Annotated in this window: 10 protein-coding genes; 1 reads left to right on the top strand and 9 read right to left on the bottom strand. The window is 38.4% G+C overall.

The window, feature by feature from the left end; genetic code table 11:
* Window positions 1-11 precede the first annotated feature (11 nt).
* Together EHQ47_RS13250 and EHQ47_RS13245 are read right to left on the bottom strand one after the other, a co-directional pair.
* The gene (locus tag EHQ47_RS13250; protein ID WP_135747531.1) at window positions 12-254 is read right to left on the bottom strand and encodes a MoaD/ThiS family protein; all 243 of its coding nucleotides are present in this window, start codon (window positions 252-254) and stop codon (window positions 12-14) included.
* Window positions 255-1,196: a radical SAM protein gene (locus EHQ47_RS13245; RefSeq protein WP_135747530.1), complete on the bottom strand. Its 942-nt coding sequence runs from the start codon at window positions 1,194-1,196 to the stop codon at window positions 255-257.
* A 131-nt stretch (window positions 1,197-1,327) separates the two neighbouring features.
* Here EHQ47_RS13245 and EHQ47_RS13240 point away from each other — a divergent pair, with 131 nt between their 5' ends.
* On the top strand, window positions 1,328-2,398 hold the full coding sequence (locus EHQ47_RS13240; RefSeq protein ID WP_135747529.1) for a HesA/MoeB/ThiF family protein: 1,071 nt from the start codon (window positions 1,328-1,330) through the stop codon (window positions 2,396-2,398).
* Here EHQ47_RS13240 and EHQ47_RS13235 read toward each other — a convergent pair whose 3' ends face one another.
* From EHQ47_RS13235 to nirB, 7 genes are all read right to left on the bottom strand, one after another.
* Window positions 2,399-4,555 (bottom strand): molybdopterin-dependent oxidoreductase, encoded by a 2,157-nt coding sequence (locus tag EHQ47_RS13235; RefSeq protein WP_135777331.1) that lies wholly within the window; start codon window positions 4,553-4,555, stop codon window positions 2,399-2,401.
* Between the two features lie 93 nt (window positions 4,556-4,648).
* The gene (locus tag EHQ47_RS13230) at window positions 4,649-6,004 is read right to left on the bottom strand and encodes an MFS transporter (RefSeq protein ID WP_208727442.1); all 1,356 of its coding nucleotides are present in this window, start codon (window positions 6,002-6,004) and stop codon (window positions 4,649-4,651) included.
* A 207-nt stretch (window positions 6,005-6,211) separates the two neighbouring features.
* On the bottom strand, window positions 6,212-7,402 hold the full coding sequence (locus tag EHQ47_RS13225; protein WP_135777330.1) for a molybdopterin molybdotransferase MoeA: 1,191 nt from the start codon (window positions 7,400-7,402) through the stop codon (window positions 6,212-6,214).
* Window positions 7,399-8,313 carry a bifunctional molybdenum cofactor biosynthesis protein MoaC/MoaB gene (moaCB, locus tag EHQ47_RS13220; RefSeq protein WP_135747526.1) on the bottom strand — a complete coding sequence of 305 codons (915 nt, stop codon included), beginning with the start codon at window positions 8,311-8,313 and terminating at the stop codon, window positions 7,399-7,401. The genes EHQ47_RS13225 and moaCB overlap by 4 nt, the downstream gene beginning before the upstream one ends.
* Before the next feature lie 9 nt (window positions 8,314-8,322).
* Window positions 8,323-9,114 carry a uroporphyrinogen-III C-methyltransferase gene (gene cobA / locus EHQ47_RS13215; RefSeq protein ID WP_135747525.1) on the bottom strand — a complete coding sequence of 264 codons (792 nt, stop codon included), beginning with the start codon at window positions 9,112-9,114 and terminating at the stop codon, window positions 8,323-8,325.
* A gap of 11 nt (window positions 9,115-9,125) precedes the next feature.
* A complete protein-coding gene (gene nirD / locus EHQ47_RS13210) occupies window positions 9,126-9,494 on the bottom strand; it encodes a nitrite reductase small subunit NirD (protein WP_135747524.1) in 369 nt (122 codons plus the stop codon).
* A gap of 13 nt (window positions 9,495-9,507) precedes the next feature.
* Complete coding sequence (gene nirB, locus EHQ47_RS13205) at window positions 9,508-12,027, bottom strand: nitrite reductase large subunit NirB (RefSeq protein WP_135747523.1); 2,520 nt, start codon at window positions 12,025-12,027, stop codon at window positions 9,508-9,510.
* Window positions 12,028-12,273 lie beyond the last annotated feature (246 nt).

The following is a 12,273-nucleotide window of genomic DNA, read 5'->3' as shown; positions in this document are numbered from 1 at the left end:
TTTATATTCACCTAACCACCACTTGATGGAGGAAGAACTGCTACAATGGATCCCTCGGTTATGGTATCAGAATCTTTGGCAATGATCTGGTTGATTGAAATTCTGCTGACTTTGATTAAGTTACTTGCATCTGGATTTTTGTTTTGAAGGTAGTTTTTTAAATCAAAAACTGTGTGTATTCCATCGAGGCTCAGCTCTTGTTTTGGTGGAAAAAAATCTTTTAGTGCCGCAAATGATAAAAGTTGTATTTTCATTTATCCTCCAATAAATTTCATAGACAGTTCGGAACCAGTAAACTGTGTTTTTTTTGTATTCATTGCTTTTTCTAGTATAACAGGCACTTCCGATGATTCCGAAGGTAAATCAAAAGAAGTTTGATCGCTCAAACATCCGTAGATTCTTCCAAGGGAATCCATTCGCAAACGATTACATCCTTCACAAAATGGTTCAGTGTGATTGGCTATGATTCCAAAAATAAAACCTTCGTCTGTGATATGATAGGTGGCTGTAGAATCGATAGGTGTACGATATGGTTTGAAATTGTGTTTTTTTATGATTGTGTTTCGAATTTCTTCTGCAGAATAAAAACAATCCGCATGTTCCTCTTGTAACGGTCCCATCTTCATAAATTCTAAATAACGAATGGGGATTTTATTTTCGCCAGCCCAACTTAATAAATCCAAAATTTCCCCATCGTTGTAACCCTTTAAGACTGTGCAGTTGACTTTCACTTCCAATCCAGTTTGTTTTGCTTCCAAAATTCGTTTAAAAAGAAGTTCAACTGGAAGTTTGCGATCACTAAGTTTTTCAAAGCCTGATTGTGAAAAACTATCCAGTGAAAAATTCATTCGAGTGAGACCTGCCTGTTTCATTTTTTCGATCAGACCATCTTCAAAAAAACCGTTGGATGTAATGGCAATTTCGTTGACCTGAAGATTTCCCAGAGTTTTTATTAATTGGATTAAGTCTTTGTGAAGAGTTGGTTCTCCGCCTGTTAGGTGAACTTCTTTTATTTCAATATGATTTTTTAGGATGTCGATTTTTGATTCTAAAAGTTCCGGTGTTAGGTAATGAATTTTTGGATATAAGATGTTTGGGTTGGGTTTGTTTTTTGGCGCACAATAAACACAGGCAAAACTACAATGAGATAAAATGCTCACTCGAAGAACTTCAAATTTTCTGGTATCTTCTTTCACCTTAAGGTCGAGTTTTATCTAGTTTTCTCCAGTGGAAACAAAAATAGAGGAATGAATTTAGTTATTAAACTATTTTACCTGCATTTTAATTTCTCCTTGCTTACGTTCAATCGTAAATTCTCCTCTTATTTATGGGTTCTCTCGAGGATCAATTCTTTCAGCGCCAAATTCAAGTTCCTGAAATTGGTTTTGTTGGTCAAAAAAAATGGAAGGATTCATCTGTACTCATCATTGGCCTTGGGGGGCTTGGTTGTCCTGCCGCATTGCACCTTGGTCTTGCCGGAATTGGTCGTATTGGTCTAGTTGATTTTGATGTAGTAGAAGTTTCTAACCTTCATCGCCAAACATTGTTTACGTTTGAAGACGTAGGAAAACCCAAAACGGAAGTAGTAGCAAAAATTTTGTTGGAACATTGTCCTTGGCTCCAAGTGGAATGTTTTTCTGAACTCATTTCTGAATCAACAAAGCCTGAGTTACTTGATTCTTGGGATATTGTATTGGATTGTACGGATACAATTAATTCTAAGTATGCGATTAACGATCTATGTATAAAAAAATCGATTCCATTTGTGGCGGCTTCAGTGTTTCGCACAAGTGCCCAATTTGCAATTTTTTCAGGTGAAGGGAAGCCGTGTTATCGTTGTTTGTTTCCTAATTTAAAGGAAGGAGATACTTTAAGTTGTAATATTGGTGGTGTACTCGGTGTACAAACCGCATTGGCGGGAACCTACCAAACTTCTTTGGTTTTACAATACCTTCTAGACCCTGACAATACGGATGTATCTTCCGTTTATTTTATGGAATGGAATCCTCCCACTCTTTTTCAATCGAAGATCGAACCTAGTGTTGAATGTCCATCTTGCGGATCAGGGAAAAAAGAAATCCATTTTGAATCGGTTCGATCAGAGATTGACATTGAGGATTTTTTATCTTATCAAAAAAGAGGAAATGTCCTTCTTGTTGATGTAAGAGAAAAAGAGGAAGCGGAATCTCACCCAATCGTCGGTAGTTTTCTTCTACCACTTTCAGAATTGGAAAATGGGATCACGCATAAGTTGGGAAAAGATATAATGCTTGTTTGTATTTGTGAAACAGGAATCCGTTCGAAAAAAGCACTGGCCTATTTCCCAAACACTTTGGAAAAATACTCTCTGAAGGGAGGGAGGAGAGCTTACATCCATTTCTTAAAAATAAATTCTTGATTAAGCTGTTTGTTTTTTGATCGAAACTTTGATCCCGCTAAAAGCTGCATTACCTGAAAATTCGTCGATGGTTTGGTCATCGGTTAAATCATTTATACTCACTCCAGAAAATTCTTTGGCTACTTTTTGGTTCGTTCCAACTCGATTGTGTCCGAATCCATGAGGAATACTGACAACACCTTTCATTAATTCTTCTGTAATCTCTACCGGAATTTGAATTTTACCAACTGAGGATTCTACGATCACTTCTTCTTCATTCAAAATTCCTAATGTACTTGCGTCATCTGGATGGATCATAATTGTACAACGCGGTTTTCCGGTCATTAGTTTTGGTAAGTTATGCATCCAAGAATTATTACTGCGCAAATGTCTGCGTCCTATTAGTAAAAAATGAGAATTGTCCGAAGCCAACTCTTCCCATTCAGTAAACTTACGACGAAGCCTTGGTAGATCTTCTTTTAAGATGTTTGGGAAAAGTTGGATTTTTTTATCTTCTGTATACAATCGATCTGGGAAACTGGGTTTCAACGGTCCTAAGTCGATTCCGTGTGGATTGTTTTTGAGTAAGTCCAAACTCATTTCGCCTCCAGGTTTCCCTTTGTTACCATACGGGCCCGATTTGAGCGCATGATCAATGATACTAGCGGGTGTTAGTTTTGTTTTGATGATATCTTTCGGTAGTTCTTTCCCCGCTCTTGTTAATTCCAATCGTTTTGTTAGATCCGAAAAAATTTCCCAATCATGCAACATACCAGGTTCTGGCGAAAATAGAGGTTGGTTGTATCTAACGGTATTTCTGACAGCAAATACATTAAAAATTAAATCATAGTGATCATGTTCTAAAGCGGAAGTTGGTGGTAAGATATAATTTGCATGTTTTGTTGTTTCATTCAAATAAAAATCAATGCTTACCATAAAGTCTAAACTTGCTAGTGCTTTGTCCAGCTTTGTTCCGTTAGGTGTTGATAAAACTGGATTTCCTGCCGAGGTAAATAGGGCACGAATTTTCCCTTCTCCTTCTGTCAGAATTTCTTCGGCAAGGGCTGCGACAGGAAGTTCTTCGCTGAACTCAGGAAGTTTACGGACTCTTGATTGGTATGAATTAAAACTTCCGGGTGAAGAGCGCATCACAGATCCTTCTCCCACTAAATCAACCGCAGGAAGTGTGAACATTGCCCCACCTCTTTTGTCTAAATTGCCAGTGACAAGATTAATGACGTTGATAAGCCATTGGCAAATGGCACCAAACTCTTGCGTCGAAACTCCAACCCTTCCATAACAAACAGCGGAGGGAGCATTCGCAAATTCGAATGTAATTCTTTCGATGGTTTCTTTCGCAACTCCTGTAATTTTGGAAACTCTTTCCGGACTATAATCTTTTGTGATGTTTTCCAACGCTTTGAGATCTTCATTCCTAACCAAATGACTTGGTTTGGTAAGTTGTTTTTCGAAAAGAAAATGAAGGACAGCAAGTAAAAAGTATGCATCTGTTCCTGGTTTGATAAACAGATGTTCGTTTGCATGGGTCGCTGTTTCTGATTTCCTCGGATCAATCACAACATACTTCCCACCTCGATCCTGGATGGCTTTCAGTCTTTTTTTCACATCTGGAACGCTCATTAAACTTCCGTTAGATGCAAATGGGTTTCCGCCTAAAATTAAGAAAAAGTCGGTATGGTCAATGTCTGGGATCGGCACCAAAAGTTGGTGTCCAAACATTAAATAAGAAAGTAATTGGTGGGGCAATTGGTCTACTGAAGTAGCAGAGAAGTTATTTTTTGTTTTGAGCCGACTAGCAAATCTTTGTCCGAGTAACATTGATCCATAATTATGAACCGTAGGATTTCCATTATAGATGGCAACTGAGTCGTCCCCAAACTCCGCTTGAATTTTTACAATTTGTTTGGCAATATCAGAAAGTGCATCTACCCAAGTAACAGATTCCCAACCTGACTTAGTACGTTTGAGTGGAAGTTTGATCCGATCGGGATCTTCGTATAAACTTTTTAGTTCGGGGCCTTTGGGACAAATATGACCACGACTGAATTTGTCTTCTGGATCTCCCTTAAAACCTTGGATAGAACCATCTTTCAATTCGATCTGAAGTCCACACATTGCCTCACATAAACTGCAAGACCGGTAATGAATTTGATGCATAACTCTCTCCTAAGACGGAGATTTTAAGAGAGAGTTTTTGAAGATACAAGTGTAAAATGGATCGTGTTTCGATAAAATCGATCCATTTTTGTATTAGGTAGCAGAGACCAAAGTGGTTTCTTTTTCACCCGAAGGTAATATTTTACTCAGTTCATCGCCTACTTCTTTTTCTTCTTCTGTTGAAAATCGAACTAGTAAGGTAAAAAAAGCAGCTACTGTGACAGTGACTCCAATGATGAGTAAAGCACTTTGGTAACTAAGATCTCCTCTAAATAAAAATCCGGCAGAGACAGCACCAGCATTTCCACCAGCACCAACAATACCCGATACGGCACCGATTGCTTTTTTATTCACAAAAGGGACAACAGAGAATGTAGCTCCTTCTGACATCTGCACAAACAAACTAAAGACGATCATGGATGAAATGGCAAGAATCAGTGAACTCATTTGTGAAAATAAAATCAAACAAAGTCCTTCTCCAGCTAAAACAGCTGATAACCAAACAACTCTTCCGCGAAGACCCCACTTAATTCCAAATTTATCACCAAAGGCTCCGCCAAGTGTTCTTGCAAACAAATTCATTAAACCAAAAAGACCAGCGATAAGTCCTGCAGTTGTTGGCGACAACTGAAACTGATCTACATAATACAAGGCTGCAATATTGTTGATCGTAAGTTCAATGCCAAAACAAGCTCCATAAGCAAGAAATAACAACCAAACTCTAGGATCTTTGATGACTAATAAAAAGTTGCTAAGTGAATTTTTCTTTCCACCTTGAAAAGTGGGATAAGTTTCTTTGATATCTTTAAAGTTTCCACCGGGAGTGTCTTGTGTTCCAAAATAATAAATGATACCCATAAAAAATAGAGCAGCACCAGGAACCACCATTGCAAGTCTCCAGGAAACTCCAGTCGTAAAACCAAAAGCGACAAAAAATCCAAAAAGGATTGGCATCACCATCTGAGTCACACCACCACCTAAGTTTCCCCATCCAGCCGTTGTAGCATTCGCCGTACCAATGATATTCGGCGCAAACATAACAGATGTATGGTATTGGGTAATGACAAAAGATGCTCCAATGGCTCCAATGGCCAATCTTAAAAGTAAAAAAGAAAAATAACTATCGGCAAGGCCAATACACATGACGGGAATAGATCCCAATGTTAAAAGAATTGTATATGCAATCCGTGGTCCAATTTTGTCACACAACCAACCGATGAACAATCGCATAAAAATTGTTATGGCTACAGAGGCGATGATGATATTACCAACTTGGGCTTTTGTTAAGGATAGTTCTTCTCTAACATAAACCATAAGTGGAGCGATTCCAAACCATCCAAAAAAACAGAGGAAGAATGCAATCCAAGTTAGGTGGAATGTCCGCATTTGCGGTGTCGCCAGGCTGAATAAATCGATTTTAGTTGCTTTCGCATGAGGTGTAATTGTCACGGGAAGTTTACTCCTTTTGCTACAAAACAGTGCAAAAAGCGTACCATAGCACGAAATGATCTAAAATGCGTTAAAACGCCTGAAAAATGGACTTTACGCTTATGGTTTTCCCTTATGTAGAATATGTACGACAATCAGGCAATATTTTGACCAAAAACCCAAAGATCTGTGTACAGAATGTACAAATGGAGGAGGGGATTTTGGTGATTACCAAGGTAAAAATTCGATGCAATCTTCTTTTTGGATTTCTGAGAGTTCGTTTGGAAAAATAGCAAGTCCGTCAGAGAAAATCCCCGCACGGATGTCTCCGCTTCCATTAAAAGCAATGGGTGTAAGATAGGTTTTGTTGGTGGTTTCCAGTTTTACGGGGAAAAATTCCGTAAGAGAACCTTTCTTATGTTTGGTGGTAGAGAAAGGAAGTTTGTAAACGGGATGGCTGGGTAATCCGAATGATTGCCGTAAATAAGGTTCTAAAAAAATACGAGAACAGGTTTGGACACTGAATGGGTTCCCTGGCATTCCAAAAACAATGGTACCATTTCGTTTTCCAAACCAAATTGGTTTTCCAGGTTTGATCGCTGTTTTATGAAAAATGAGTTCTACACCTAATTTTTGTAATATGGATGGAACTAAATCCATATTACCCATCGACACTCCACCAGAAAGAATTAAGATGTCACCTTCTAGTCCTTGTTTTATAGAATCTTTCATTTTTGATTCTATATCTGGAACATGAGTGATGGATTTTGGTTGGATTTTGAATTTGGATAAAAAAGTACTAATGGTGAAAGAATTTGAGTCTCTGATTTGGTAAGGAAGCGGTGTTTGATGAACAGGGACCACTTCGTTTCCTGTAGAAATGATATGGACTTCAGGTGATTGGACCACAGGAACTTTTTCTTTTCCAAGGCTTGCGAGTAAAGAGATTTCTGATGTACCAATTTGGATGCCTTTTGGCAAAACCAATTGGTCTTTTTTTACATCTTCACCTTGTTTGGCGATGTTATTCCAAGTTTTGACTTCTTGAATCGTAAAAGAAACTTGTTTTTTGTTGTTTGATTCGTTTAGAATACAATCTTCTATTTTAATTACAACATCAAAGCCATCTGGTACAGGAGCGCCGGTCATAATCCGAACGGCCTCATCACCTGGTTCTAATTGGATATTTGTTCCTGCAGGTAGTTCTTTTTCATAAACATAGGTTTTGTTCGGAGAAAAATCTCCGGAAAAAATAGCAAATCCATCCATCGCCGAACGGTGAAAAGGTGGATAATCTCTATCCGCCATAACTGGTTCCGCAAGGACTCGACCAAAAGACTGCTCTAATGGAATGAGTTCTGTAGGAAAAATTTTTGTTTCTGAAAGAATTTTACTAAGAGCTTCCTTGTAAGAGATCAATGTCCTTCCCCTCTCATCATTTTTTTTGCATGAAAGATGGCCGGTAAAATTGCAGTCATACTCTCTTTTGCCCCATTGCTACTTCCAGGAACTGCTACAATGAGCGATTTTCCAATCCTTCCGGCAAGAGAACGGGATAACATTGCAAATGGAGTTCTATCTTGTCCAAAGGAACGCATTACCTCTGCAATCCCTGGGATTTCCTGTTCTAACATCTGTTTTATGGTGTCTGTGGTATTGTCTCTGGGGCCAAGGCCTGTCCCTCCAGTTGTAACAATTAAGTCAATTTTTTCTGAACTCCAAGTAGAGATTACTTTTTGAATTTCTGTTGGTTCGTCCGGTACAATTTGTATTTCTAAAACATCTACTCCTTCTGCTTTGAGAAGTTCTGCAATTACCTTTCCCGATCCGTCTTCTTTTTTACCGGCAAAACAGGAATCGGAACAAACCAAAATCTTTGCATTGGATCCGCTTGCAAATTTTGAAATTTGTGAATCTGTTTTTCCGCCTTTTTTTTCTAAAAGTTTGACTGAAGAGATTTCAATTTCTTTATCGATTGGTTTTAATAGATCATAAATCACAAGGGCTGCGACAGTAACACCTGTAAGGGCTTCCATTTCAATTCCTGTTTTGCCAATCGACTTTGCTTGTGTTTGGATTCGAATGGCATTTTTTGATTCTAAAATTTCGAATGAAATGGAAAAAGAATCAATCGGAACTGGATGGCAATGAGGAATTAACTCAGCTGTTTTTTTAGATCCAAGTAGGGCAGCAGCTTTGGCTACACCAAAAAGATCTCCTTTGGGAAGATTGTTTGCTTTAACCCTTTCGATGGTGTTGGGATGACAATAGACATATCCCTCGGCTTCCGCATACCGAAGTGTGGTTCTTTTTCCAGTGATATCATTCATTCCTATCCCTTATAGGGATGTGAGAATGGAAGAATAGTCATTTTTCAAAATTTCCATCTCTCTATAAAATCTGACAATCTCTCCGATCACAAGAATGGCAGGGGATTTAACTTGGTTTTCTAGAATGATAGACTGGATTGAATCTAAATTTCCTGTAAAAACTCGTTCCGTATCTAAGGTTGCATTTTGGATGACTGCGATATGAGTTTCCCTGGAATTCCCTGCATCTAAAAGTTCTGATACGATGAGATCGATTGAATTGAGCCCCATATAGACAATGATCGTTTTACCAACACAGTTTAAGTTTTTAAAAGCATCTGAGTTAACACCGTCTTTTTTGTGTCCTGATAAAAACAAAATTTCTCTCGCATAATCTCTATGGGTTAGCGGGAAACCCAAGGAAGAAGCCACACCAGAGGCGGTTGTGATTCCGGCAATAATCTCACAAGAAATTCCTTCGGAAAGTAGGGATGCATATTCTTCACCAACTCTTCCGAATATGGATGGATCACCACCTTTTAATCTAACAACAGTTTTATATTCATTGGCAGCTTGGATGAGTTTAGAATTGATTTCGTCTTGTAAACAACTATGGATGCCTAGTCTTTTCCCAACATAAACCATTTGGATTTTTTTTCGACAAACACCCAAAATTCGAGGAGATACCAAATCATCATAAAAAACAATATCTGCCTTGCGTAATGTTTTGAATGCTTTAACAGTCAAAAGATCTGGATCTCCTGGTCCCGCTCCCACTAAATACACTTTACCTTTGGTTGTTATTTTGTTGAAGGAATCCATATAACTACCAATTAAACATTGTTACCTGAAGATGAATCAATTTCTAGATAAACAGATCCATTTTCAACTATCACTGGATAAACATTGACTTTGTAGTTTTCTCCACTCAGGCAATCTCCGCTAGTGAGTGAAAAATTTCTTTTATGAAGTGGGCAAACTACTTTTGGCTCTCCATTATTGTCTCCCAAAAAACCGCGGGACAATACCATATCACCTGTATGCGGACAGGCATTGTCGCAAGCATACCATTCGTTTCGAGATTCAAAATAGAATATGGCAATTTGTTTTTCTCCCACTTTTGCAGAGACTCCACCTTCTTTTTCAAAATCAAAAACTGGACCTATTAAAACTCTTTCTTTGTTTTTGATACTTGTTCCCATTTTGTTTCTCCTATTATGAATTTACTAAATCTTTTTCCACCCAATCCACTGGGCGAATTTGCCCACGTTCTTCAATGAACTTAATGTTTGGATCTATCTCTGGGCTATTCACAAAATGTCTAAACTTCTTTTGTTTTTCTGGATCTTCCACAACGTCTTTCCATTCGCAGAGGTAAGTATTCACAAGTGAATTCATTTCTTCATCAAGTTGTGAATTGATACCCAATCGATCATTGATCACCACATCTTTTAGATATTCAATCCCACCTTCCAATTGTTCCAACCAAGTAGAAGTCCTCATTAGTTTATCTGCTGTTCGTATATAAAACATCATATAACGGTCGATATACTTGATACAAGTGTCTTCATCTAAATCCTCTGCAAAAAGAATTGCATGTTTCGGATTTACTCCCCCGTTTCCACCAATATAAAGATTCCAACCTCTTTCAGTTGCAATAATCCCAAAGTCTTTTCCTCGAGCTTCTGCACATTCTCGTATACAACCGGACACTCCACACTTTAATTTATGAGGTGCTCGAATTCCTTTGTATCGTTCTTCTAATTTGATGGCAAAGGATGTGCTATCCTGAACACCAAACCGGCACCAGGTGGAACCTACACAACTTTTAACCGTTCGCATTGATTTCCCGTAAGCATGGCCACTTTCAAATCCGAATTCAATCAGATCTTTCCAAATGGCTGGAAGTTGGTCAATTCTTGCACCTAACAAGTCAATACGTTGTCCACCTGTGATTTTGCAGTAAAGATTGTACTTTTTGGCTACGTCCCCAATGGCAATGAGTTTGTCCGGGGTGATTTCTCCACCGGGGATTCTAGGAACAACAGAGTAAGTTCCTCCTCTTTGAATATTCGCAAGATATTTATCATTTGTATCTTGGATTTCTCTATGTTTCAGAATTGGTTCGTTCCAAATGCTCGCTATGATAGATGCTACAGCAGGTTTACAAACTTCACATCCATTGCCACGACCAAGTTCTTTGATTACATCAGGAAAAGTTTTTAATGATTTTACTTTGATGACTTGGAAAAGTTCTTTTCGGGAATATTTGAAATGTTCGCAGAGATGTTCTGTGACTACTTTCCCTTGGACTTTTAGTTCTGCTTTTAAGATTGAATTTACTTGTGGTAGACAACCACCGCAGCCACTTCCGGCCTTGGAACAATTTTTTAAACTAGTAATGTCATAACATTCTTTTTCACGAATGGCTTTTAGGATATCACCTTTGGAGACATTGTTGCAGGAACAAATTTTTGCTTCATCTGGTAATGTATCTGCGCCAAATAAGTTTTCTGCCGAAACAGATCCAACAATCAAAGTCTCCGGTTCTTCTGGAAGTTCCATTTTGTTCAAATAAAAGGACAAAAGGTTTCCATACGCTTTTGCGTCTCCAACAAGGATTCCTCCGAGTAAGTATTTCCCGTCTGGAGAGATGACTAATTTTTTATAAACACCACTTCTTGGGTTTTTGAAAACAATTGGTATATGTTCGGCTTGTCCAAGAGCATCACCGAAAGAAGCCACTTCAACACCAATTAATTTTAGTTTGGTGGATAGGTCTGATCCAACATAAACTTTTGGTTTACTACCTGGGCTACATAAGTTAAAAGCAAGTGTTTCGGCCATTTCATATCCAGGAGCCACAAGTCCGTATATAAAATTTCTATGTAATGCTACTTCTCCAATGGCATAGATGCCGTATACGTTTGTCCCCATACCATCATCAACGATAATACCACCACGTTCGCCAACGGCAATCCCGGCTTCCTTTGCCAACTCATCTCTAGGGCGAATTCCAGCTGATACAATCAACATATCAAACTGAAGGTTTCCTCCATCTTTGAACTCGAAACCTTCAATTTTTTCATTCCCAAGAACTTTTTCAGTTTGTTTGTTTAAATGAATTTCAACGCCTATTTCTTCAATTTTTGATTTTAAAATGGAAGCTCCACCATCATCTAATTGCCTTGGCATAAGCCTCGGAGCAAATTCAACAACATGTGTTTCTTTTCCTAAATCGACTAAAGCTTTTGCCGCTTCAAGACCAAGTAGACCACCACCTAACACAGCTGCTTTTTTTATTTTTTTGCTGTATTCCATAGTTTGTTCGAGGTCTTCAATGGTTCTATAAACAAAAACTCCTTCTTTGTCTAATCCTTCGAGAGGTGGAACAAAGGGAGAGGATCCAGTTGCAAAAATCAATTCATCAAATTCTAATTCTGTGCCTAAATTGGTAACTAACTTGCGTTTGATGGTATCAATGGATATGGCAGGTTCGGATAATAAAAGTTTGATTCCGTTGGTTCTATACCAATCTGGGGGACAAAGATACAAGGAATCGGCAGATTTATCAGCAAAGTATTCGGAAAGATGGACCCGATCATAGGCACGTCTTGGTTCTTCTCCAAGAACTGTGATTTCAAATTTGTCTGTGCCACCAAACTCCACCAATTTTTCGCAGAATCTGTGACCAACCATCCCGTTCCCAATGACAATTAACTTTCGCTTGATCATTTTGTTACCCTACCTGGACCAAAAAAGGATTTCGACTGGTGACCTAGAACGGTTCCAATCTTCCTACAATATGCACGAAGTGTACCTAAGAGAGGCAGCTAGTTTAAAAATCCGACTGATGAGATGGCAAACTTAGGGAATTCAGAGGGGCAGAGTGAGAAAATAGGAGAAATTATTCAGATTCTAAGGAAATCGGCTCTATTTTGCCAGTGAGTTACAAAAGTAACTGAGTTTCCTTTTATAACG

The organism is Leptospira bourretii (assembly GCF_004770145.1).
GTDB lineage: Bacteria > Spirochaetota > Leptospiria > Leptospirales > Leptospiraceae > Leptospira_A > Leptospira_A bourretii.
This window is presented reverse-complemented; position numbering and strand designations above follow the sequence as displayed.